The sequence below is a fragment of the Vibrio agarivorans genome (genome assembly GCF_030409635.1).
GTDB classification, from domain to species: domain Bacteria; phylum Pseudomonadota; class Gammaproteobacteria; order Enterobacterales; family Vibrionaceae; genus Vibrio; species Vibrio agarivorans.
In genome coordinates this window covers 2,085,707-2,107,848 of the sequence record NZ_JAUFQF010000004.1, presented here as the reverse complement: position 1 = coordinate 2,107,848, position 22,142 = coordinate 2,085,707, and the positions used below count along the sequence as shown (strand labels likewise).

The following is a 22,142-nucleotide window of genomic DNA, read 5'->3' as shown; positions in this document are numbered from 1 at the left end:
AAAGAGGAGGCTTGTGAGCCTCCTCTTTTTTCGCTATCGATAAATTAACTGTTTTGACACGACTCCAATTTCAATATGAGTTCGTTCAAATGAACAATTGAGTCGACCGTTGCATCTGTGGACTGTTGTGTTGAGTTAAGCAGAACCGCTTGTAATCCCGCCTCTCGCGCGGGGTAAATGTCTTTATCAAGGGTATCACCAATCATCACTAGCTCGGATGGAGCAAGCTGTAATTGTTGAGCGATTTTGCGATAAAAATCAGGGCTACCTTTTGCGAGAGACAGATTTGCGTAACAAAAGTAGCCAGAGAGGTATTTCGCCAAGCCCACTCTGGCAAATGCTTGTTCAATATCTTGTGCAGTGGATTCTTGTGCGTTCGTCGCTATATAAATAAGATAATGCGAGGATAAAAACTCAAGCACTTCTTGTGCCCCTTCAGTCGCTGTAACCACCGGCCAATCGCACATCTTCCCAATATTGCCGGGGGTATCAACCATCAACGTATCCCCCCAGTCAAACAATATTGCTGATGGCATAATTTTTGTGCTCATCAGGCACCTCTAACTAATCCGTAAACAGCATGGTCAACCACTCTATCACTCAATCGCTCTGCACGTCGGATTACACCTTCGAGCTCAAAACCCAAACGCTCACAAACACCTCGACTAGCGGCATTTTCTGTTGCCGCACTGATTTGGACTTTTCTCATGTTTAACGTGCCAAAGGCATAATTGACGAGATGTTGAACCGATCGCGTCATGATACCTTGCCCTTGATGAGACGCCGCGAGCCAATAACCTATCTCAACTCGCTCAAGTTGCCTATCAATGGTGTTGTAACTGATATTACCGACAATTTGGCCGCGAAATACGATTGCACATGTCATGGATTTACCATTGGTATAGTCATTCAGTGATTGCTTAACAAACACCTCAAAATCACCGATACCTTCAATACTTGGCGGCCAAGCAAGCCACTCACTCAAATAATCTAGATTCTCATTAAGCAACATCAAATACGCCGTGCAAAACGAGGGCTGAACTAAAGCTAGTTCAATATCTTCATCAACCTTCATAGTAAACATCAACCACCGTCCTTGTTGGGCATAGTGAGTTTGCGAGGAATGAAAGATGGACACGCTTGGCGGTCTGCCATCGTAGGTTGATCCCATGCTCCACAGAGATCTTTTTGATTGTCACGTGTGCGTGTAAAGTGCCTGCACTGACCACAACGAAAATTCATCGCAACTCCTTTGCTTTTGTTTCTTATCGATTTTTCATTCATCAAGCCTATCATTAGTGGCCAATCTTGTTCAATTAACCGACACTTACCTTCTTGGTCATTCTCATCCTAGCCTTAGCCAAGTAAGATAGCGTCAATATAAATAAAAATTAAAGGAAGCCTATGTCGATCATCGCAAAAGGAACGCTGAGTAAAATGAACGCCAGCCTTGACGGGGAGGTCTCATACCGATTGCCTGTTGGAGAGGAGCTCGTCGAACTTAATCCGTTTATTGGTAAAACACTCACACTCACTCACACTGGTAACATCTTTTGCTGCAGCTGTGGCAAGAAAACCAAGAAAAGCTACTCACAAGGCCACTGTTTTGTATGCATGAAGAAACTCGCTAGCTGTGATATGTGCATAATGAAACCAGAGACCTGCCACTATGACTCAGGAACCTGCCGTGAGCCAGAATGGGGCGAAGCGAACTGTATGGTTGACCACTTTGTGTATCTTTCAAATACCTCTAGCTTGAAAGTCGGTATCACACGTCATACACAAATACCTACACGCTGGATTGACCAAGGGGCAACACAAGGCTTACCGATTTTACGCGTCAAAACACGCCATATCTCAGGCCTCGTAGAAATTGAAATCGCAAAACATGTCGCTGATAAAACTAACTGGCGAACACTACTGAAAGGTGACGGTGATCCGCTTCCGTTAGAAGAACGCGCGAAAGAACTACTTGAACTGGCTGCACCTAAAATGGCTGAAATCAAAGCACAGTTCGGTGAAGACGCCGTTACTGTTTTAGACGAAGCGATCACGCCATTACAATATCCGGTCAAGCAACACCCAGTGAAAATCACCTCACACAACTTTGATAAAAACCCTGAGGTCACTGGCACTTTACAAGGAATCAAAGGCCAGTATCTCATTTTCGATAGCGGTGTCATCAATGTGCGTAAATTTACGTCTTACGAAGTCGAGGTAAGCGCTTAATAGCCCTGACTTCTATTCAAAAATAACAAAACCCAAGCATTCGCTTGGGTTTTGTTATTTATAATGCTGACAAACTGAGACCGCGCTTATTAGGCTCCTTAAGCAACTTCCAGTGAATACCTTGAATTGCGCCCGCAAACTTCCATCGAAGTTTGTCATCAACATCATTGCCGTAGGTACTTTTTACCTTTTCAAAAACTTGGTCTGCACCGAGCTCCATGAAGGTTTGTACATCTTCAATACCGGATTTTTTCACCATACGCTCTAAAGTGAGTTGCATATTCGGTAAGTCACGTAATCGTCGGTTTAAATTTGATTTCTTCTTGGTCCGCTGCTCTACCGCTAAAGCAATTGAGAGTCGCATCAATGTATCAAGTTTAGGACTACCGTAACTGTATAACTCTGTAACGTCATAGTAATTCACCGTTGCCGTTGTTTGTTTTTTCACATGCCGATATTTCTCACAGTGAAGTGCCGTCAGTCTGTCGTCCAACTCTCCTCCACCTCGCAAATAAAATTTACCCGAGATGAATTGGCAAAACATCGCTTCTTGTTTGAACATTCCCACACCACCAAACATCGAGCGCTTTTGAAATTTTCCGAACTTGCTTACATAATTTAAAAATAATTGCTCTGTCATATCCTTTGATCCATTTTAATCATTGCCCCGATTAACGTCGATCACCAGATAACAGCTGCGAAAACAAATTGAATTATTGGTTATATTATTTGTAATTTATGACCTAACCATAAAGTTTGAGCTTTTATGAACTGCGTTCCAACTCTTTTGTTGCAGTAATGATAGTTCACGACAAAAATTAAGTCCGGACTAAAATCACATTCGTGTCGTTAAATATAAGAAGTTTATCGATCGATATCACATAAACGATGCATTTTATGCCTCGAGTCGAATTTTGGGTTGACATATGCACTTGCTCATAAACCTAATTGATATTTACAACGGTTAAATTTACGTGCTAGATGATCACGATAAAAGTATGAAATCAATGAATTTCAGCGATTTGTTATCTCATGATGCGGGGTTGTGAGTATCTGCTTACTATCTGGCTAATAATACAGCATGCAAAAGCCAAACTATTGCGTTATCGGAATATTAGTCGGTAAACTGCAACTGTCGGATTATTGGTATTCATTCATGCATCACTTGTCATTTTTTTGGCTCTCACCAGAGCGAGATAACATTCTAAAGGGACTGGAAAGCGAGTTCTTTGAGCGTGTTAAACAGTCTGTCTCTACAGGCAAAATTTCACTGCCACCGATTCCCGAGGCGGTGATCACTATCCAGCGACTCAGTGCCCAAGAAACCACCACCATATCCGATATTGCAGACTGCTTACTCGAGGACCCGAGCCTCGCTGCAACCGTTATCAAAGTAGCAAACTCGGTTATTTTTAATCGTCGTAACATTACCTGCACCGATCTTATTACAGCCGTTTCTCGATTGGGTATCTTACGCGTCCGCGATATTGTCACTGCTCAAGCGATTGAGCAGCTTAAACTCTCGGTGAAGTTTAACCCGTCGTGTAAGAAAATACTGGCACAAAGTGCCGCCTCATCGCGTGAGCTTGGAGCGACAATGGTTCTCGTGCTGAAAGAGCTAAAAGGCCTTGATAGTGCTCATTACCGCGCTGTAGATATCGATAAAGCGCTTTTGGTGGGTTTACTGGCTGATATTGGCTTATTCAGTCTTGTGAACGAATATCACTTCTATCTTGAAGAAGGAAACTATTTAGACCAAGAGCTCGCTTTGCCAGTTTTTGATGCTTTGTGCAGTAACGCCAGTAAACTCGTTTTAGGCCACTGGGGCTTTGACAATGATTTTATCAACGTTGCCACCAACCGCTCAACAGACAAAACAGAATCTTCCTTCAGTTATTTGGATTTAGCACGCGTTGCCAACCATGTTCTACTCCATCGTAGAGACGATGAAAGCATTGATGAGCATTTCGTTGAATTTGATGCAAATGGCGCAGAAGTCCTGTATAACCTCAGTAACTTAGATGAGTTAGAGTTCCGAAATCAACTATCAGATGTATTGAAATCAAGCGGACTCTAACCGCAGGAATTCGTCATATAGGTTAGTGATTTATGTTTTCAGGGATGATTTTTATCTTTACTCCACTATTTCTGGGGTATCTATTCGTCGTACGCAATGAAGCACGGCTAAATGCGGTCAATCGTACGACCTCTTATCTGATATACATAATTCTAAGCCTGATGGGCCTAAGCCTTGCAGCGCTGGATAATCTTGGCTCAAACTTACAACTTATCATCACATACAGCGCGACTTTCTTCATTTGTATTGGTGTTGCTAACCTTTCTGCCCTGCCATTTGTCGATAAGTGGCTACCGATCAAAACCGACAACCTTCACCAACGCGTCCCACTATCACAAATGGCTTTAGAATCGGTCAAACTGATCTTTGTGGTTGGAGGGGGCCTCGTTGCCGGCTTATTGCTGCCGATAAGTTTGGGCTGGGTAGATACCGCAAGTGAGTGGATCTTAATCATATTGCTGTTCTTCATTGGAATTCAGCTGCGTAATAGTGGGCTAACCTTAAAACAAATCATCCTAAATAAACATGGCATGGTGCTTGCGCTGGTGATCATTCTCACCTCTTGGGTTGGTGGCATTACTGCTGCTTGGTTGTTAGACATCTCAATTTTCCAAGGTCTTGCAATGGCCTCTGGGTTTGGGTGGTACTCCCTTTCCGGCATCTTGATGGGCGATGCCTTTGGTCCAGTGTTTGGTGGCGCGTCCTTTATGCTAGAACTGGCGCGTGAACTGGTGGCTTTAGTGCTCATTCCAGTCATGATTCGTCGTCTACCTTGCACTGCTATTGGCTATGCGGGTGCAACAGCGATGGACTTCACACTTCCCGTTATTCAAACTACGGGTGGTGTACGTTGCGTTCCAGTCGCGATAGTAAGTGGCTTTATTCTTAGCTTACTGGTGCCTGTTCTTATGTTATTCTTTGTCTCTCTTGTTGCGTAAACGTAAAATAGTTAACGATAAGGAAATACAATGAAACGTTATGCTGTAGCGACTCTTACTGCCCTTCTCTCTTTTGGTTCTTTTGCTGCTGACGATACTCAATGCTACGCGGAGAAATATGATGCTTACATCGATGCCTCGCTTCAATGGTATGCCGATCTTACTGAGTTAACCGCTGAAAAGTACCCTGACCTTGAAGACGTAAGCGAATGGTTTCTCCAAGGAAGAAAAAACCACTTCGAGCTAAACCGCACCGCAGTTCATTATTACCTCACCAATGAACCCCAGAAAATCGCGACAGAACAGCCAGTTGAATCTTGGTTGAGCCTTGAGCAAAGTGAAGTAAAAACACTGACAGAACGCAATGACAATTTAGGTGAAGTCGCTCGCACTACCTACCAAGACCGCCAGGCCAAACCTCACGCCAAAAACTATGAACTACGCTCAGCTTTTGCCGACTTACTGAGCCACCCAACAGAGATTCAACCTTTGTTGAACAAATACAACCAATCTATTGAACAAATTCAAAGCAAAACCTGTAACAAGTAAGGTAACTGATGAATTTGGCAGCACACTCAACCAAATTGTTGCAGACATGCACCCACTTTTGGTTTAGATTGTGCTGCTCGCTTTAGTAAGAATACGCGAATAGAGTTATGGATCAAAAAACCGCAGACGTAAACTTTGATAGTCTCTTACGAATCTTTACTGTGCCTGAAGGCCCAGATTCGACCCTGACACAAATCGAAGCCAAACTATCTCACAACCTCAATCACTTTCTGCGCGAGCACATCGTCGCGGAAGAGAAACCCTTGCGAGAAATTGAGAAAGACTTCTCAAGCCCTGCGATCCCTGAACAGCCTCAATTTGTTTCTGATCATACTCAGCATCTACTCGACACATTAGTCTCTCATTCGGTTCATACCTCGTCACCGAGCTTTATTGGTCATATGACGTCTGCGCTCCCTTACTTTTTGATGCCTTTATCAAAGATCATGATCGCGCTGAACCAAAACTTGGTCAAAATTGAAACCTCAAAAGCTTTCACGCCGTTAGAACGTCAGGTTCTCGGTATGCTTCATAGACTCATCTACGGTGAAAACGACGCTTTCTACTCTCAGTGGATGCACAGCGCAAATCACTCTTTGGGTGCCTTTTGCTCAGGTGGGACTATCGCGAACATCACCGCGCTTTGGGTAGCGCGTAATAACGCACTCAAGCCACAAGGTAACTTTGGTGGTGTCGAGAAAGAAGGACTTTTCGCAGCCATGATGCATCATGGTTACAAAGGACTTGCCATTCTCGTTTCTGAACGCGGACATTACTCGCTGAAAAAAGCAGCCGATGTATTAGGCATCGGTCAAAAAGGGCTAGTTGCCGTCAAAACAGACAGCAACAACCGCATCGTTCCATCAGCATTAAAAGCGAAAATTGCTGAGTTAAAAGAGCAAGGTATCAAGCCATTTGCCGTGGTTGGTGTAGCGGGCACAACTGAAACCGGTAATATCGACCCACTTCGCGATATTGCTGAGATCTGTGCTGAAACCGATTGTCACTTCCACGTTGATGCCGCTTGGGGTGGCGCAACCTTGATGTCCAACCACCACAGACACTTGCTAGACGGTATTGAACTCGCAGATTCTGTGACCATCGATGCGCATAAGCAGCTTTATATCCCGATGGGTGCAGGCATGGTGTTGTTCCGCTCACCAGAAGCGATGAAATCGATTGAGCATCACGCCCAATATATTCTGCGCAAAGGCTCAAAAGACTTAGGCAGTCATACTCTTGAGGGCTCGCGCTCTGGTATGGCGATGCTAGTTTATGCGGCTATGCACATTATCAGCCGCCCAGGATACGAAATGCTGATTGATCAAGGTATTGAAAAGGCAAGCTACTTCGCAAAGCTGATTGAGCAACAACCTGACTTTGAACTCATCTCTCATCCAGAGCTGTGCTTGCTGACCTATCGCTATGTGCCTTCGCATGTGAAACAAGCCCTTGAGTCAGCGACACCAGCACAACAAAGTAAGATCCACAATCTGCTGAATGAGCTCACCAAGTTCATTCAAAAACGTCAACGCGAAACTGGCAAATCGTTTGTTTCACGCACACAGTTAAATCCGATTCGTTGGGATGAACGCGATACGATCGTATTCCGTGTCGTGCTTGCCAACCCTCTCACAACAACACTGGTGTTAGAGAGTGTTCTGGAAGAGCAGCGCTTGATTGCGACTCAAGTACCAAGCCTGATGCATAAATTGGAAGAGCAGTGCGCGAAAGTAATGAAAACTAGTCATGCTTAAAACGACAAAGAGCGATAAACTTCCGTTAGGACTTTGTTGCTCTTTGTTCGTTGAACTGAAAATTTCTTTCTATAATCTTGTAATTAAACCAACAAAATGTGCAAAAACTCACAGTTTTTCTGCGTAAACTCCCCCATTCACGGGCGAAGTTCGTAGTTTTCTTAAATTTTGTTTGAGGCTTGTCATATTATCATTAAATAGATAATGGATTTAGTTTCGAACGGTTTATACTGAAGTTTGTGGCGCTGGCGGTCGTTTTTGGTTGAGTATTTCCCTAGAAAGCCAACATCTTAGTAGCCAGCTAGTTGTTCTCTATTCCCTCGTGAACATTATGAATACATTAGAAAAAATTCAAAATAACATTGAAAACTTTAGTAAGTCTGAGCGAAAAGTTGCTGAAGTCATAATGGCTTCACCTCAGACAGCTATCCACTCAAGTATTGCGACGCTAGCAAAGATGGCGGATGTTAGTGAGCCAACGGTTAACCGTTTCTGTCGTCGCTTGGACACTAAAGGTTTCCCAGATTTTAAGCTGCACTTAGCCCAAAGCCTTGCTAACGGTACACCTTATGTGAACCGCAATGTCGAAGAAAGTGATGGCGCAGATGCCTATACACACAAGATCTTTGAATCTACCATGGCGTGTCTTGATGTCGCAAAAAACAGCTTAGACTCTACACAAGTGAATCGTGCTGTCGACTTGTTAACTCAAGCTAAACGTATTTCATTCTTTGGTTTAGGCGCATCGTCTTCTGTTGCGCGTGACGCACAGAATAAGTTTATTCGCTTCAATATTCCGATCAGTTGCTTTGAAGATATCGTTATGCAGCGCATGCAGTGTATTAACTGCACTGATAATGACGTTATCGTTCTGGTTTCACACACGGGTCGAACTAAGAGCTTGGTCGAAATTGCTCATCTTGCGCGTGAAAATGGCGCAACAGTGATTGCAATTACTGCCAAAGACTCACCGCTTGATAAAGCCGCATCACTGTCGATTACGCTAGACGTCCCAGAAGATACAGACGTGTATATGCCAATGGCAAGCCGTGTCGTTCAGATGACAGTCATTGATGTCCTTGCGACTGGATTTACACTTCGTCGTGGCTCAGGCTTTAGAGAAAACCTACGTCGAGTAAAAGACGCATTAAAAGACTCGCGCTACGAAAAAATTACTCCAATGTAAGTGTGACGGCTCGACTATGCCTTGCTAAGCCTAAACATAGAACGCAAAAAAGACCTTCATAAATGAAGGTCTTTTTTTATCTATTCCAAAATTACGAAGCTCTTTGTTCCATTATATATCACTCGTTTCAGCACTAGAATCATGCACTAGCTCTACGAGTAGATAGTCGTCTTTAATCTCTGTTTGTTTTGTGCAGCTGCCATCACATTCACACACTGACTCAAGAATGTTGATTAGGCGCTCTCTGTCCAACGTGCTGGCGTTGCCACGAATGTCCACTGATTTAAGCGCACTCTCAGCCACCAATTCAAAGGTTGTGCTGCAGACACCAAACTCACCCAGCTCAGGAATATCCAATCGCGATAAAATGCTTTCAACCCACAGGACGGCATCATGTAGGTTTGCATTTTGTCTGCCAGTTAAAATCTGAGCCATGCGCTGATAGCGCTCGAGAATCAGCTCTTCACCATTTGCTTCTGCATTCAATATATTTTCTCGCATCACAAATGGCGCTAGGCGACCTGTAATCACACCGTGAGGCGCTTTGAGCTCACCACCCAGCGCAGACGCTAAACCATGAATACCACCCAACTTAGCGTTGGTGAGCGCCATTCCACCGAGCATAGCTGCAAATGATAGATCTTCACGTGCCTTGTGGTCATCATGTAAACACGCATCAATCACCGAGCGACTTAAACGGCGGAACCCTTCTTCACATAGCATGTCACTGAAGGCGTTTGGCTCGTTACACACATAAGCTTCCATTAGATGTGTAAATGTATCCATCGCTCCACGAGCAGAAATAGACTGGCTAGTGCCATAGGTGAGTGTTGGGTCGATAATTGCCACCTTAGGGAGTATATCTTGATCGCGTAGGCTGACTTTAATACGGTCTTGTCCTGAACGGAGCACCGCATTTTTTGTTACTTCGCTGCCTGTACTTGCAGTGGTCGGAATGGCGATAACGGGTAAAGGCCGGGTTTTGAGGGGGACATTTCTACCCACAGTTTCAACGTAATCGTAAACATTGCCCTGATTTGGGATCACTGCAGCAAGCGCTTTACCCATATCAATCACACTGCCTCCACCAAAGGCAACAATCACTTCTGGATTGAACTTGCGCCCCAATACAGCCGCTTCTTCTACCATCGTAATATTTGGCTCGTTGCCAACGGCTATATGCTGATAGCGGAGCTGCTGTTTCACCAAATAATCAAGCACAACTGAACTGCGTTGAATCCCTTTCCCTGTGACTAGCAGTACACTGTAACCATATTGTCGAATCAGTGATAGTGAATGTGCGAGTGAGCCTTCACCGAAGATCACTCGCCCACTGGTCATAAAGTTGAACATAGACTCTCCCTTTCTAATTCTTTCTCTATGATGATAATTAACCATGTTATCGATAGTCGATTTGACCTAGTGCAAAGCTTTCTAATTACCCTTATTAATTTTAGGGTAATTTTGAGAGAAATCACATCGCTTAAACATCAGTCAATAGCTTTTATCTATCGCAGTAACAGGTATTCACCACTTTATTTTATGACCACGATCAGGCATAGTTGTTCACATAAAACAAAGGAGAAAAGTTTATGTTTGTTGTTATCTTTGGTCGCCCTGCATGTCCATACTGTGTTCGCGCAAAAGAGTACGCGGAAACGCTAAAAGAGAAGCGTGATGATTTTAACTACCGTTATGTAGACATCCACGCTGAAGGTATCTCAAAAGCAGACCTCGAGAAAACAGTTGGTAAACCTGTAGAAACAGTTCCTCAGATTTTCGTAGATCAAGAGCACATCGGTGGCTGTGACGACTTCGAAGCGTACGCGAAAGAGCACTTAGGTCTATTCGCTTAATCAGCGACTCGCTCAATAGATTACAAGATTATATCAAACCGCTGTTTTTACGGCGGTTTTTTGTTATTTCTTAAACACAAAACTGACCCAAAATTGACTTCAGTGAGGTCGGTTAAATTTTTTATGCGTTTTCACTAAATTATGCTTATCATTTACTAATAATTCAGTACAATTCGCACACTTCCTGTCCACCCCCTAAAATCTGGTTCAAAGCCGTGAACATTGACGTTGTTAGCCTCTTAGAGCACAACCCTATTCTTCTTATCTTTGTCGTTCTCGCCATCGGTCTCGCGATCGGTAAAATTCGTTTCGGTAACTTTCAGCTCGGTAACTCTATTGGTGTTCTGATCACCTCATTGGTTATGGGTCATTTAGGTTTCACCTTTAACCCAGAAGCACTGACCATTGGCTTCATGCTGTTTATTTACTGTGTCGGTATCGAAGCTGGGCCTAACTTTTTTGGTATCTTCTTCCGTGATGGCAAACACTACTTTATTCTGAGTATGGTGGTATTAGTTAGCGCGATCTCTATCACCTACTTCGCGACACAGTTTCTCCATCTCGATTTAGGTTTGGCTACTGGTATGATGGCGGGTGCATTAACGTCAACTCCCGTACTCGTTGGTGCGCAAGATGCATTAAGCTCAGGATTAGCTGAAATTCCTCGAGATATGGAGTTTGCTGCGGTATTAGAAAACCTGTCAGTCGGTTATGCGATGGCCTATTTAGTTGGCCTTATAAGCATGATTGTATTTGCTAAGCTGCTACCGCGCCTTCAAAAGCAAAACCTATCCGACTCTGCTCAGCAAATCGCACAAGAGCGCGGCTTGGGCAGTTCTGGTCAACGCAAGGTCTACCTTCCTATCATACGTGCCTATCGTGTTGGCCCTGAATTGATTGATTGGACAGACGGAAAAAACCTGCGTGAACTCGGTATCTATCGCCAAACTGGCTGTTATATCGAACGTATTCGTCGTAACGGAATTCTGGCGCACCCAGATGGTGACGCAATTCTGCAAGAGGGTGATGAAATTGCTTTGGTGGGCTTCCCTGATAGCCACGCACGTCTTGACCCAAGCTTCCGTAACGGTAAAGAGGTCTTTGACCGCAACCTACTCGACTTACGCATCGTTGAAGAAGAGATCGTAGTAAAAAACGATTCTATCGCCGGTAAGCGCCTTTCAGATCTTAACCTATCCGAATATGGCTGTTTCCTTAACCGTGTAGTACGTGCGCAAATCGAAATGCCGATGGACCATGATATTGTTCTCGCTAAAGGTGATGTGATTCAAGTCAGTGGTGAAAAGAGTCGTGTGCATGGTCTTGCTGAGCGCATTGGTTTCATCTCAATCCACTCACAAATGGCAGACCTATTAGCGTTTTGTAGCTTCTTTATACTGGGTATTATGTTTGGTTTGATCACCATGACCTTTGGCCAAGTCTCATTTGGTTTAGGTAATGCAGTGGGTCTCTTGCTTTCAGGTATTACCCTAGGCTTCTTGCGTGCAAATCACCCGACTTTTGGTTATGTCCCGCAGGGGGCGTTGAACCTTGTCAAAGACTTAGGCTTGGCATTCTTTATGGTGGGAATCGGATTAAGTGCAGGTGGCAAAATGTTTGAGCACCTTGCAGACGTTGGTTTTCAAGTGATTACTCTTGCCTTGGTTATCAGTGTGCTGCCGGTTGTTTTTGCTTACCTTGTCGGTGCGTATATCTTAAAGATGAACCGTGCGTTATTGTTCGGCGCGATCATCGGTGCTCGTACCTGTGCACCAGCCATGGATATCGTTAATGACTACGCAAAATCGACCATTCCTGCTCTAGGCTATGCCGGCACGTATGCGATTGCCAACATACTCATGACGCTGGCAGGTACGATTTTAATTATTCTCTACTAACGTTGCTCACCCTAGTGGTTTGAACGGATACCAGCATAAAAAACGGCGAGCCAATTGGCTCGCCGTTATAATTTCACTACGAAAAAACTGTCTATTTGTGACGTTCTTTGAGCTTATTGATGACATCATCCATCGATAAGCCTTGATCTTGTAGTAACACAAATAAGTGATAGATAAGATCAGCTGATTCACATACTAGCTCCGCCTTATCACCCGACGTCGCCGCAAGCGCGACTTCAACACCCTCTTCGCCCACTTTTTGCGAAATACGCTTGGTGCCACGGGCATAAAGACTGGCGGTGTAAGAGGATTCTGGGTCGGCACTCTTGCGGGCAGCCAATAGCTGCTCAAGTTGATGAAGCCACACCATTTGTGACTCTTCTTGCTTATCGCCATCCCAACAGGTCGTTGTTCCCGTATGACACGTTGGACCAATTGGATCGACCTTAACAAGTAACGTGTCGTTATCGCAATCTAGGGCGATATTTTTTAGCTGAAGGACGTTTCCTGAGGTTTCACCTTTGGTCCATAAGCGCTCTTTCGTACGTGAAAAGAAAGTCACTTGGCCTGTGTCGCCTGTTTTTGCGAGCGCATCGCGGTTCATGTAGCCCATCATCAGCACTTGGCTCGATTGAAAGTCTTGCACAATCGCTGGTACGAGCCCTTCAACTTTATCCCAATCAATGCGCTCTGCTAGTGCGCTCACTTCTGCGGTTGCAAAACTCATAGTCGCACCTCAATGTCCTGCTGTTTTAGATACTGTTTTAGCGCGCCAATATTAATGACTTGCTTATGAAATACCGATGCTGCCAATGCTCCATCAACATTCGCCTTTTGATAGGCTTCAGCAAAGTGTTCCATTGCGCCAGCGCCACCAGAAGCGATCAGCGGCACATTGCACACTTCACGCACCATATTTAGCTGTTCAATATCATAACCATTGCGCACGCCATCTTGGTTCATCATGTTTAAAACGATTTCACCCGCTCCGCGTTTTTGTACTTCTTGAACCCAATCTCTGGTTTCCCATTGGGTCGCTTTTGTGCGCGCTTCATCGCCAGTAAACTGATAAACCTGATATTTACCTGTCTCTTTGTCGTAGTATGAATCGATACCAACAACAATACACTGCACACCAAATTTATCGGCAAGGTCAGTAATGAGCTCTGGGTTTGCCAGTGCTGGAGAGTTGATGGATACCTTGTCTGCACCGAACTCTAGAATGCGTACTGCATCATCAGCAGATTTAATACCACCAGCAACACAGAATGGAATATCGATAACCTCTGCGACGCGAGCAACCCAGCTCTTATCGACCACACGGCCATCACTCGATGCAGTAATATCATAAAACACCAGCTCATCCGCCCCTTCTTCAGCATAGCGCTGAGCGAGTGGAACGATGTCACCGATAATTTCATGATTGCGGAATTGGACGCCTTTAACAACTTGTCCATCTCGGACATCAAGACAAGGGATGATTCTTTTGGCAAGCATTGTTACAACACCTCCCAATTACACTTCTGATTCAAACTAAACTCCATTTAAAAGGTGTTGCCATCTACGATTAGTTGCAAACATCTTGTCCGCGTGTAGATATGTCTTACCTTCAATGTACACATTTTCAGAAGTCAGTAAAGGGCTATTCACAATTCCGCTATGAATTAACAAGATAATCGCTTTTGTTTAGCTTGCTTGGAGCTCTCCATACAAGGTTTTATACACCCCATCCTGAGTCACAAGGTCATTATGGGAGCCCGATTGCTTCACTCTCCCATCTTCTAACACATAGATAATATCCGCTTGCTTTACAGCCGATAGTCGGTGAGCAACGATCAACGTGGTGCGATTCGCTAAGAACTGCTGCATTGCTAGATGAAGAGCAGCTTCCGTTGCGGTATCTAACGCTGATGTTGCCTCATCGAGTATGACAAATTTAGGGTCAGCTAAAACCATTCTGGCAATGGCTAAACGTTGGCGCTGTCCTCCAGACAGTCGAACACCATTGCGACCTAATGGAGAGTCTAGCCCTTCGCTCAATGCTTCCACCACCTTCTTCAGTTGAGCGACGGCTAAAGCCTGCCAGAGCTGCTCATCGGAATAGATACCATTCCCTAAGGTGAGGTTGTGGCGTAAGGTGTCATTGAAAATCGCAGGCTGCTGAAGCACGACAGCCATGTTATCACGCAGTGATTCGTAACTGACGTCCTCGACATGGTAGCCATTGATCAGGATGTTGCCTGAGTCTTTTCGATATATTCCCATTAATAACTGAATGAGTGTTGACTTGCCGCCCCCAGAGGCGCCAACCAGTGCAACACGCTTACCTGCCGGAATGATTAAATTCAGGTTATTTAGCACCGTTCGCTCATCGTCATACTGAAAATTGACGTTTGCAATCTCTACAGATAGCGGCTGATGTGCCTCAAATGGGTTTACCTTTGCTTTTGGCCTACTCTCCTCTTCAAGCGCGAGCAGTCCATTCAATCTTTTCATTGCTGCCGATGCACTAAACCACGCATATTGCACACCGAGTAACTCTTGCACTGGGCTAAGCATATACCATAAGTAGCCAAAAATAGCGAAAATCTGACCAATGGAAAGGTCACTGAAAAGCACCATGATCATCGCAGCAGCGCGAAAAATCTCAAAGCCAACTAAAAACATGAGAAATGACATTCGATTGGCCGCATCAGATTGCCAAGCGAACTGGTCGGCATCTTGCCTGATGGCTTCAGCATCTTGCTTGAGTTTATTTAGGTAGGCATTCTCTCGATTAGCTGCACGTAATTGATAAAGCCCTTCAAGCGTCTCAACTAGACGTTGTTGAAAGCGCTCGAAAGATTGATTTTCACGTTTCTTGAGGTGCTTAACGCGCTGCCCGAGTTTGCGAGAAAGCAATACAATGACCGGGTTCATGGCCAAAATAAATAACCCTAACCGCCACTCCATCCAGAGCAAGATCACGGCAATACCGACTATCGTCAATGTACTCACAATCAAGCGGCTTAATGTGTCTCCGACAAACTTATCGATTGTTTCAATATCGGTAACAAGATGAGAAGTAATAGCACCACTGCCCTTTTGTTCATATTGACGCATGCTCACCCGCCCTAGTTTATCCAACAAAGCTTGACGAACTTGACATGTCAGTGTTTTCGACACCAAAGTGAACTGGCGATTCTGAATAATGTTGAGTAGTTGGCTAATACATCGCATCACGATAATCATAACTAAACAAAGCGCTATGTATTGTGTCGGCCCCTGCCATGCTTCAGGTAGTAGGCTATTCATTATAGCCACACCACCCGCAGGTTGATTCAGTAGTACCTCGTCAACCATCAAAGGCAATAACAAGGGAATAGGAACGCTGATTAAGGTGGCGCTGATAGCCAGAAGATTGGCAAAGATGAGTTTTTTCTTATGCTTTGTCGCTTGCTGATAAAGCCATTTAGGGGAAAGGGTTGTTAAGCGCTCGCTGCCCACGCTCGTCTCCAATTGTCTCTGTCACAATAAAAAGCCCCGCGCAACGTTGCCCGGGGCTGAAAATGTTAGCCGGCTGGAATTAGCCTTCGGCTTGCTCTTTTTGGCACTGTACATGTCCTTCGGTTAAATGAACAACATCCACCATATCGAAACCGTTCACATCAAACGCTTGACCAAACCCTTTGACGTAACGACCTTTCTCAGGTTGAATTTGATATAGACGGAAATCACCCAAGTTACTCAGGTTTTCGATGATCTCGCCAAATTTGATTTGTAAAGCATCGACACCCTGAGCCCACATCTCAGTATCACGCTCGACCTGTTTCGCCTGAGCTTCAAAAGAGAGCCTGCGGCGCGCAAAAATGTGCTTTGCCTTTGCTTCATCCTCAATCAACATGATTGAGAGATTGTTGTTCGCTTTCAGGTTTTGCCCATGAGCCGCAATATCACTAATCAAAATAAAGAAGCCCGCCTCGGTAAAAGCAAACGGCACATAGCTTGCCGTTGGACGCTGCTCTTTGTCTATCGTCGCCAATTGCAATGTTTGGCAGGTATCGCGAAACTCCTGCATTTCAGGCACCAGTCGCGACTGTAATCGCTCTTGTTTTACACTCGGATTCACTGGGTCAATTCCTTCTTCATTGCAGCGAATGCAGTTAACTGCTCTGGGATAAGATTACGCGCTTTGTCACGACCTAAATAAACTCGGAAAACACAGCTACCTTCTTGATTAAAAAAGGCGATATGGTGTGTTTCAGTACCATGAAACAGCTTGCTCACAAAAGCTATATTAGTAATTAGATCAAGTTTTAAGTGGCCGTGTAAGCCTGCTCTACCCATAATATTGTAGTAACCATGTGCGCTTTTTCCTTTCGGGAAAGGCCCTTTAAACTCAAAGATAGAACCCCATGAATTGACAATTGTCGTAACATTTCCCCATTCTGTTAGCTGGGTTAGTACACCTTCAGCGTGTTCGCCACTCACAGTAGTCACCATTTCAGCAGGTAGTGCTAAGCTCGCCTCCGCTTCGGTTAACGATAAACGAAGCGCGATATCAGTTACTGATAGGCTTGGCTCGGCGGCACAAAGTTCAGCGACGTTTTGTTGAGCTTGTTCGAATGTACAAGTTGCGTACATGATATTCTCCTTGAGATTGCACTCTGTGTGCTTATTTATTTTAGTTTCGATTCTAATTGCGGTCGTTTTCTATCGACTTACAAAATTCATTACGCGGCTTGGCGCTGCTTATCCAGTTCTGAAACTGTATTGATTAGATTCTGTGCTAATTTTACGTTCCAAAACTCACCTGCAAGTGTCAGCGATAAGTAATCTTGACTGACCTTCACTAAGCCGTTGGTTTGCCACTTTTCAAATAAAGGCAATGCGGCGGAATAACAATCCCAGCCTGCATTTCGATTTAAGGCCTCTCTTGCCAAAACACCTCGGTCAAACGCAGCTCGTATTCCATTGGCCAACGCTTTATTGCCAGTGCCTTGCATCAACATCGCGACAGGGTATTGCTCCGCTTTTACTGACTCAATATATTGCGTCATATCTCGCATCTGCATCATCTGTAGGCCACCGACGTTGCCACCTGCACCGGCACCTAGCGGTAACACTTCCGCAGTGGTTTTTGCCAAGCTGTTGTAAATGCTGCGCTCGCGATTGTCTTTTGCCCAGTGATTGCAACTAAGTCGGCGTTGATGATGCTGTGCCATATAGTTCACACCCATCTCATACATGGTCGCTTTCGTTGGCGTGTCGGCCGGTGCTGGCAATTTGCCAACTTCAACCATTTGCTGCATTGGTAGGCCTTGCATGTCGATCAGTTGGTATAGATCAACACCATGTGCGCCTGACTCACGATACCCGTCCAAATCTCGCTGCCACACATCGAGCGTTTGATGAGGTAGTCCAAACAATAAGTCAATAACGATAGGGGCACTGTTGTAAGCAACGAGATCTTGAATGCGGCGCATAGCAACATCACCATCATCCAAGCGCTTGGCTGCACGTCTCACCTTGGTGTCAAAGCTCTGTATACCAAACGAGAAACGGTTAAAGCCTCCTTCTAGTGCTGATTCAAACTTATCAGCGCCAAACCGGTTAATTCGACCTTCAAGCGTTAACTCGCAATCTGGAGTCAATGGAAAATGCTGGTGAATCAACTTTCCGAGTTGCTCTAACTGTTCAGCACTTAAGTCTGTTGGCGTTCCTCCGCCGATATACACGGCGTGAAATGGTGCTGCTTGCGTCCAAGGTTGTGCGGCTTTGCGCTCAAGCTCAATCACTAGCGCTTCGAAGTACTCATCAATCATCTTTTTGCTTGATGCGTACTGGAAGAAATTGCAATAAGTGCAGCGTACTCGGCAGAACGGGACGTGTACGTAAAGACAGCGTGCTTCTGCTGAAGGCGTTGAGAGCGATAATGCTTGATTAAGTCGCATCTGTGTGTCACTTGCAGGGATAGGAACAGCTCCTCCCCCAGAGTGAGCACCACCTTTACGTTTGAATGCATAGCGGAGTGGATCCGGGGTGTGTATCCCGGTGATATCAGTATTATCTAAGTCAATCATGCTGCTTACTTGCTTTGAAAATAGAGAGTTAGCCACCCATGACTAACCTTGTTTTGCCGCACAATAATACTAACTGTAAATACAAATGCAATTGATAATTGATCTTATTTGCATTTAATGGATAATGGATGCCGCTGATATCGTGATGAGAGCTCATAGTATTCTTTAACCAAGGTCTCTCATTGTTTCAGCGATTTAAACTGAATTTACGGATAGATAAGATGACTAAAAAGACTCTGATTGCAGCAATCGCCACACTGCTCGTTTCCCTTCCATCAATGGCAAAAGACGTCAGAATTATTAGTGCTGGCTCCACTGTGACAGAATTGATATACGCTTTAGGAGCTCAAGATAAATTGGTTGCTGTTGATTCAACTAGTCAATCTTTCGTTGCAGAAACGGATATCCCACAGGTTGGCTACCACCGACAACTCTCTACAGAAGGCCTGCTTGCGCTTGCACCAAGTATAATTATCGGCTCTCCTGAAATGGGTCCTGAAACCACCATTACCTCACTCAAAAATGCCGGCGTTGATGTCGAAACCGTTTCTACAGGTATTGATAGAGCAAGTATCAACAACCGTATCGATCAAGTAGCGATGCTTACCGACACCCAAAACAAGGCACAGGCACTCAAAGCCGATATCAACCAAAGATTAGACTCCTTGGAAGGACAGACACTTCAAGCTCCACCCAAAGTCATTTTTGTGATGCTGAGTGAAGGACGCCCTATTACGGTTGCGGGTCAAAACACGCCAGTCGATGCAGTGATCAAAGTCGCCGGTGCAAACAACCCTGCTTCACCTCAATTTGAATCTTATAAACCGATGTCAGTCGAAGCAGTATTGGAACTGCAACCCGACTATATCCTAATCGCTGAACGCACCTTAGGCACAATGGGCAGCATCGACGAGATAATCGCTAAAATGCCCCTTCTCGCTGCAACTCCTGCAGGCGCTAACAACAACATTATTCCTATTCCAGGTCGAGCAATTATTGGGGGCTTTGGACTAGAAAGCTTGACGCTTGCTGAGACGCTTCACGAGCGTTTCGAAAGTGAGGCGAAGTAAAAATGTCTCAATTGTTGCAAAGGCTAAGCTCTCAACGCCTACCTCTAGCGAGCCTTTTGATTTTTGGTGCGATATTGCTTTATGCCGCGGTCATTAGTTCGATTGCGATGGGGCCAATGGACATTGGTTTCGCTGATAGTATGAAGGCACTGCTCCCTTATGAGTCTGATTTACCTCAACATGTTTTGATGGTGGTTCAACAGGTTCGACTGCCGCGTACTCTCCTGTGTATTGCAGTTGGTGGCTTACTCGCAATGTGTGGTACCGTCATGCAAGGACTCTTTCGTAACCCTCTTGCAGACCCAGGAATCATTGGTGTATCAGCAGGGGCATCACTAGGCGCAGCCATCGCGATTGTCCTCTTTGGCTCACTCGCTGCTAGCTACCCTATCGTACTGCTTTTTGGCACAGTTCCAGTGTTTGCCTTTCTTGGCGGCGCTATCTCAACCGTCTTGGTCTATAAGCTCGGCACCAGCTCAAGTGGTACCTCTGTCGCTATGATGCTGCTTGCGGGTGTTGCGATTAGCGCACTTGCTGGCGCTGGTCTTGGGTTAATGAACTACTACGCAGACGACCAAGCTTTACGCGATCTCTCACTATGGAGTATGGGCTCACTTGCTGGCGCTGACTGGAAAGGTATCTTGCTCGGGTTTACAGCACTGATCGGCTTGTTCCTTCTATTCTATCGTGATGCAGATAAGTTGAATGCTTTACTCCTTGGTGAAGCTGAAGCCAATCACATGGGTATTGATGTACAGCGATTAAAAAAGCGCATGATACTACTCACGGCGGCCGGCGTCGGTATCACTGTCTCTCTCGCAGGTATGATCGGCTTTATCGGTCTGATTGTGCCGCACATAGGCCGTATGATCGGTGGGCCAAACCATAAGCGTCTTATTCCTTTGGCAATGATTCTTGGTGCGTTGCTCCTGCTTGTCGCCGATATGCTTGCTCGTACTGTGGTCGCACCACTTGATATGCCGGTTGGTATCGTCACAGCACTACTTGGTGCACCGTTCTTCATTTGGTTACTGATTCAACAAAAAGGTCGACTGGCATGAGTGCAATAGCATTTTCAGATCTTAACCTAACGTTAGGAAAAAAAACGATCCTCAAGCAGACCTCTGCATCCATTAAGGGGGGTGAATTTACCATTCTATTAGGCCCAAATGGCACTGGAAAAAGCAGCCTGTTGAAGTTAATCAGCCGTGAATGGCAAACCAAAGGACAGGTCTCTTATTTTGGGCGTAATCTCGATGAATGGAATCCTGCTCACCTGGCTAAGCATGTCGGTGTATTGCCACAACACAGCAACCTCACTTTTGCCTTTACTGCAAGAGAAGTAGTTGAACTAGGGGGCCTAAACCTACACTCATGCCAAAAAGGCATTACTAAGATTGCTTCGCAAAATATGCAGCGTACTGAGGTTACTCATCTAGCCGATCGCCTTTTTCCCTCTCTTTCTGGGGGTGAGAAACAGCGTGTTCACTTAGCTCGTGTTCTAACGCAAATCTCTCAAAGTGAGGACAAGTGTGCCCTGCTGTTGGATGAACCAACATCAGCACTAGACTTAGGTCATCAGCATAGAACACTCCAGTTGGCTAAAGAGATGGCCAATCAAGGCTCAGCCGTTGTCGCGGTCATCCATGACTTAAATCTTGCCGCTCAATATGGCGATCGACTGATTGTGCTCAATGAAGGTCAAATTGCAGCAGATGGTACACCAGAAGAGGTGCTTACTCCTGCGCTTATAGAGTCGGTTTACAACTGGAAAGTCAATGTGATGACTCACCCGAGTGGTCACTACCCTATCGTTATTAGTTAATTCCCTTGGAGTATAAGGATGAATAAAATCGTTATTTGGGGCGCTGGCAGTGGCCTAGGGCTCGCTATGGCGGAATATTACCAGTCGCAAGGTTTCACTGTTTACGGTGTCTCACGCAATCCCGATAAATCAGATCGTATGCTTAAAGCCTGCAATGAAACCTTCGCTTGCGATGCGACCCAACAAGATTTAGTTAATGAGACCGTGAACAAACTGCCACAAGATGCTTGGGTAATATCGACTATGGGTAGCTTTAGAGCTGAAATTCCTGTCGATTATATCGGGCATAGGTATCTCATTGATGCATTAGAACTACACAATCAGTCTCGATTCTTGTTAGTGACATCATTAGGTTGTGGTGACTCGTGGCAATATCTCTCCGATGCTGCAAAGAGAGGCTTTGGCGGTGCGGTCAGAGAGAAAACTCTTGCAGAGGCTTGGCTACAAAGCAGCACACTGCCCTACACTATTCTTCGGCCAGGCGGCTTAGTCGATGGGCCTGAAACGCAATTGGGAGAGTTATCTCAAGGCATTGAAGTACACGGTATTATTCACCGTAGTGAAGTGGCTCGTTTGTCCCACCAGTTACTCTCAAATCGCGACAGCCTCCATAAAATTTATCAGTGTATCGATCCTAACGCCAACAAAAGCTCTCGTTAGAATACTTAAACAAGTAGAAACCTACTTCTAAATCA

Annotated in this window: 23 protein-coding genes; 12 read left to right on the top strand and 11 right to left on the bottom strand. The window is 45.1% G+C overall.

The features are described from left to right. Nucleotides 1-44: 44 nt before the first annotated feature. Genes QWZ05_RS18230 through QWZ05_RS18220 form a run of 3 tightly spaced genes read right to left on the bottom strand, consistent with a single transcriptional unit; the run spans nucleotide 45 to nucleotide 1,242 of the window. Nucleotides 45-551, bottom strand: coding sequence for an HAD family hydrolase (locus QWZ05_RS18230; RefSeq protein ID WP_290299907.1), 507 nt, complete (start codon nucleotides 549-551; stop codon nucleotides 45-47). Continuing rightward, the gene (locus QWZ05_RS18225) at nucleotides 551-1,084 is read right to left on the bottom strand and encodes a GNAT family N-acetyltransferase (protein WP_290299904.1); all 534 of its coding nucleotides are present in this window, start codon (nucleotides 1,082-1,084) and stop codon (nucleotides 551-553) included. The genes QWZ05_RS18230 and QWZ05_RS18225 overlap by 1 nt, the downstream gene beginning before the upstream one ends. After that, entirely contained in the window at nucleotides 1,084-1,242 is a 159-nt protein-coding gene (locus QWZ05_RS18220) for a hypothetical protein (RefSeq protein WP_290299902.1), read from the bottom strand. Before QWZ05_RS18220 ends, QWZ05_RS18225 begins: the two co-directional genes overlap by 1 nt. A gap of 162 nt (nucleotides 1,243-1,404) precedes the next feature. Here QWZ05_RS18220 and QWZ05_RS18215 point away from each other — a divergent pair, with 162 nt between their 5' ends. Next, nucleotides 1,405-2,229 carry a DUF2797 domain-containing protein gene (locus tag QWZ05_RS18215; RefSeq protein WP_290299900.1) on the top strand — a complete coding sequence of 275 codons (825 nt, stop codon included), beginning with the start codon at nucleotides 1,405-1,407 and terminating at the stop codon, nucleotides 2,227-2,229. 58 nt (nucleotides 2,230-2,287) lie between these two features. Here QWZ05_RS18215 and QWZ05_RS18210 read toward each other — a convergent pair whose 3' ends face one another. Continuing rightward, nucleotides 2,288-2,869: a TfoX/Sxy family DNA transformation protein gene (locus tag QWZ05_RS18210; protein ID WP_290299898.1), complete on the bottom strand. Its 582-nt coding sequence runs from the start codon at nucleotides 2,867-2,869 to the stop codon at nucleotides 2,288-2,290. Nucleotides 2,870-3,385: 516 nt separating this feature from the next. On the opposite strand from QWZ05_RS18210, the gene QWZ05_RS18205 reads away from it, so the two are divergent. The 5 genes from QWZ05_RS18205 to QWZ05_RS18185 all read left to right on the top strand — a co-directional run bounded on the left by QWZ05_RS18205 (nucleotide 3,386) and on the right by QWZ05_RS18185 (nucleotide 8,736). Then, nucleotides 3,386-4,306, top strand: coding sequence for an HDOD domain-containing protein (locus tag QWZ05_RS18205; RefSeq protein ID WP_290300829.1), 921 nt, complete (start codon nucleotides 3,386-3,388; stop codon nucleotides 4,304-4,306). A 32-nt stretch (nucleotides 4,307-4,338) separates the two neighbouring features. Next, on the top strand, nucleotides 4,339-5,244 hold the full coding sequence (locus tag QWZ05_RS18200; RefSeq protein WP_290299896.1) for a LysO family transporter: 906 nt from the start codon (nucleotides 4,339-4,341) through the stop codon (nucleotides 5,242-5,244). A gap of 30 nt (nucleotides 5,245-5,274) precedes the next feature. Then, nucleotides 5,275-5,793: a hypothetical protein gene (locus tag QWZ05_RS18195; protein WP_289960972.1), complete on the top strand. Its 519-nt coding sequence runs from the start codon at nucleotides 5,275-5,277 to the stop codon at nucleotides 5,791-5,793. A 107-nt stretch (nucleotides 5,794-5,900) separates the two neighbouring features. After that, nucleotides 5,901-7,550 carry a pyridoxal-dependent aspartate 1-decarboxylase PanP gene (panP, locus tag QWZ05_RS18190; protein WP_290299892.1) on the top strand — a complete coding sequence of 550 codons (1,650 nt, stop codon included), beginning with the start codon at nucleotides 5,901-5,903 and terminating at the stop codon, nucleotides 7,548-7,550. A 331-nt stretch (nucleotides 7,551-7,881) separates the two neighbouring features. Then, the gene (locus QWZ05_RS18185; protein ID WP_264877184.1) at nucleotides 7,882-8,736 is read left to right on the top strand and encodes a MurR/RpiR family transcriptional regulator; all 855 of its coding nucleotides are present in this window, start codon (nucleotides 7,882-7,884) and stop codon (nucleotides 8,734-8,736) included. A 111-nt stretch (nucleotides 8,737-8,847) separates the two neighbouring features. Here the strand turns inward: QWZ05_RS18185 and QWZ05_RS18180 are convergent, their stop codons facing one another. Beyond that, nucleotides 8,848-10,089, bottom strand: coding sequence for an iron-containing alcohol dehydrogenase (locus QWZ05_RS18180; RefSeq protein ID WP_264877183.1), 1,242 nt, complete (start codon nucleotides 10,087-10,089; stop codon nucleotides 8,848-8,850). Nucleotides 10,090-10,328: 239 nt separating this feature from the next. On the opposite strand from QWZ05_RS18180, the gene QWZ05_RS18175 reads away from it, so the two are divergent. Further along, a complete protein-coding gene (locus QWZ05_RS18175; protein WP_164648584.1) occupies nucleotides 10,329-10,592 on the top strand; it encodes a GrxA family glutaredoxin in 264 nt (87 codons plus the stop codon). Nucleotides 10,593-10,807: 215 nt separating this feature from the next. Beyond that, on the top strand, nucleotides 10,808-12,490 hold the full coding sequence (locus QWZ05_RS18170; RefSeq protein ID WP_264877182.1) for an aspartate:alanine antiporter: 1,683 nt from the start codon (nucleotides 10,808-10,810) through the stop codon (nucleotides 12,488-12,490). 91 nt (nucleotides 12,491-12,581) lie between these two features. On the opposite strand, the gene hisIE is transcribed toward QWZ05_RS18170, so the two are convergent. The 6 genes from hisIE to hutW all read right to left on the bottom strand — a co-directional run bounded on the left by hisIE (nucleotide 12,582) and on the right by hutW (nucleotide 18,552). Continuing rightward, the gene (gene hisIE, locus QWZ05_RS18165) at nucleotides 12,582-13,217 is read right to left on the bottom strand and encodes a bifunctional phosphoribosyl-AMP cyclohydrolase/phosphoribosyl-ATP diphosphatase HisIE (protein ID WP_290299889.1); all 636 of its coding nucleotides are present in this window, start codon (nucleotides 13,215-13,217) and stop codon (nucleotides 12,582-12,584) included. After that, the gene (hisF, locus tag QWZ05_RS18160) at nucleotides 13,214-13,987 is read right to left on the bottom strand and encodes an imidazole glycerol phosphate synthase subunit HisF (protein ID WP_290299888.1); all 774 of its coding nucleotides are present in this window, start codon (nucleotides 13,985-13,987) and stop codon (nucleotides 13,214-13,216) included. Before hisF ends, hisIE begins: the two co-directional genes overlap by 4 nt. Before the next feature lie 189 nt (nucleotides 13,988-14,176). After that, complete coding sequence (locus tag QWZ05_RS18155) at nucleotides 14,177-15,976, bottom strand: ABC transporter ATP-binding protein (protein WP_290299887.1); 1,800 nt, start codon at nucleotides 15,974-15,976, stop codon at nucleotides 14,177-14,179. 79 nt (nucleotides 15,977-16,055) lie between these two features. Beyond that, a complete protein-coding gene (gene hutZ / locus QWZ05_RS18150; RefSeq protein ID WP_290299886.1) occupies nucleotides 16,056-16,598 on the bottom strand; it encodes a heme utilization protein HutZ in 543 nt (180 codons plus the stop codon). Further along, nucleotides 16,595-17,113 (bottom strand): heme utilization cystosolic carrier protein HutX, encoded by a 519-nt coding sequence (hutX, locus tag QWZ05_RS18145; protein WP_290299885.1) that lies wholly within the window; start codon nucleotides 17,111-17,113, stop codon nucleotides 16,595-16,597. The genes hutZ and hutX overlap by 4 nt, the downstream gene beginning before the upstream one ends. Before the next feature lie 89 nt (nucleotides 17,114-17,202). Next, nucleotides 17,203-18,552 carry a heme anaerobic degradation radical SAM methyltransferase ChuW/HutW gene (gene hutW / locus QWZ05_RS18140; protein WP_290300828.1) on the bottom strand — a complete coding sequence of 450 codons (1,350 nt, stop codon included), beginning with the start codon at nucleotides 18,550-18,552 and terminating at the stop codon, nucleotides 17,203-17,205. Between the two features lie 221 nt (nucleotides 18,553-18,773). Here hutW and QWZ05_RS18135 point away from each other — a divergent pair, with 221 nt between their 5' ends. Genes QWZ05_RS18135 through QWZ05_RS18120 form a run of 4 tightly spaced genes read left to right on the top strand, consistent with a single transcriptional unit; the run spans nucleotide 18,774 to nucleotide 22,107 of the window. Beyond that, the gene (locus tag QWZ05_RS18135; protein ID WP_290299884.1) at nucleotides 18,774-19,622 is read left to right on the top strand and encodes a heme/hemin ABC transporter substrate-binding protein; all 849 of its coding nucleotides are present in this window, start codon (nucleotides 18,774-18,776) and stop codon (nucleotides 19,620-19,622) included. Between the two features lie 2 nt (nucleotides 19,623-19,624). Then, nucleotides 19,625-20,683 (top strand): FecCD family ABC transporter permease, encoded by a 1,059-nt coding sequence (locus tag QWZ05_RS18130; RefSeq protein ID WP_290299883.1) that lies wholly within the window; start codon nucleotides 19,625-19,627, stop codon nucleotides 20,681-20,683. Next, nucleotides 20,680-21,447 carry a heme ABC transporter ATP-binding protein gene (locus QWZ05_RS18125; protein ID WP_264877172.1) on the top strand — a complete coding sequence of 256 codons (768 nt, stop codon included), beginning with the start codon at nucleotides 20,680-20,682 and terminating at the stop codon, nucleotides 21,445-21,447. The genes QWZ05_RS18130 and QWZ05_RS18125 overlap by 4 nt, the downstream gene beginning before the upstream one ends. An 18-nt stretch (nucleotides 21,448-21,465) precedes the next feature. Next, nucleotides 21,466-22,107, top strand: a complete 642-nt coding sequence (locus QWZ05_RS18120) for an SDR family NAD(P)-dependent oxidoreductase (RefSeq protein ID WP_290299881.1) — start codon at nucleotides 21,466-21,468, stop codon at nucleotides 22,105-22,107. Nucleotides 22,108-22,142: the final 35 nt, after the last annotated feature.

Bases quoted from the DNA above. Each gene is read 5' to 3' on its own strand.
- QWZ05_RS18200 (WP_290299896.1), top strand. From the start codon at position 4,339: ATGTTTTCAGGGATGATTTTTATCTTTACTCCACTATTTCTGGGGTAT.
- QWZ05_RS18210 (WP_290299898.1), bottom strand. From the start codon at position 2,869: ATGACAGAGCAATTATTTTTAAATTATGTAAGCAAGTTCGGAAAATTT.
- QWZ05_RS18185 (WP_264877184.1), top strand. From the start codon at position 7,882: ATGAATACATTAGAAAAAATTCAAAATAACATTGAAAACTTTAGTAAG.
- QWZ05_RS18135 (WP_290299884.1), top strand. From the start codon at position 18,774: ATGACTAAAAAGACTCTGATTGCAGCAATCGCCACACTGCTCGTTTCC.
- QWZ05_RS18120 (WP_290299881.1), top strand. From the start codon at position 21,466: ATGAATAAAATCGTTATTTGGGGCGCTGGCAGTGGCCTAGGGCTCGCT.
- QWZ05_RS18220 (WP_290299902.1), bottom strand. From the start codon at position 1,242: ATGAATTTTCGTTGTGGTCAGTGCAGGCACTTTACACGCACACGTGAC.
- hutX (WP_290299885.1), bottom strand. From the start codon at position 17,113: ATGTACGCAACTTGTACATTCGAACAAGCTCAACAAAACGTCGCTGAA.
- QWZ05_RS18130 (WP_290299883.1), top strand. From the start codon at position 19,625: ATGTCTCAATTGTTGCAAAGGCTAAGCTCTCAACGCCTACCTCTAGCG.
- panP (WP_290299892.1), top strand. From the start codon at position 5,901: ATGGATCAAAAAACCGCAGACGTAAACTTTGATAGTCTCTTACGAATC.
- QWZ05_RS18225 (WP_290299904.1), bottom strand. From the start codon at position 1,084: ATGTTTACTATGAAGGTTGATGAAGATATTGAACTAGCTTTAGTTCAG.
- QWZ05_RS18180 (WP_264877183.1), bottom strand. From the start codon at position 10,089: ATGTTCAACTTTATGACCAGTGGGCGAGTGATCTTCGGTGAAGGCTCA.
- hisF (WP_290299888.1), bottom strand. From the start codon at position 13,987: ATGCTTGCCAAAAGAATCATCCCTTGTCTTGATGTCCGAGATGGACAA.
- QWZ05_RS18230 (WP_290299907.1), bottom strand. From the start codon at position 551: ATGAGCACAAAAATTATGCCATCAGCAATATTGTTTGACTGGGGGGAT.
- QWZ05_RS18195 (WP_289960972.1), top strand. From the start codon at position 5,275: ATGAAACGTTATGCTGTAGCGACTCTTACTGCCCTTCTCTCTTTTGGT.
- hutW (WP_290300828.1), bottom strand. From the start codon at position 18,552: ATGATTGACTTAGATAATACTGATATCACCGGGATACACACCCCGGAT.
- QWZ05_RS18215 (WP_290299900.1), top strand. From the start codon at position 1,405: ATGTCGATCATCGCAAAAGGAACGCTGAGTAAAATGAACGCCAGCCTT.
- QWZ05_RS18125 (WP_264877172.1), top strand. From the start codon at position 20,680: ATGAGTGCAATAGCATTTTCAGATCTTAACCTAACGTTAGGAAAAAAA.
- QWZ05_RS18175 (WP_164648584.1), top strand. From the start codon at position 10,329: ATGTTTGTTGTTATCTTTGGTCGCCCTGCATGTCCATACTGTGTTCGC.
- hisIE (WP_290299889.1), bottom strand. From the start codon at position 13,217: ATGAGTTTTGCAACCGCAGAAGTGAGCGCACTAGCAGAGCGCATTGAT.
- QWZ05_RS18205 (WP_290300829.1), top strand. From the start codon at position 3,386: ATGCATCACTTGTCATTTTTTTGGCTCTCACCAGAGCGAGATAACATT.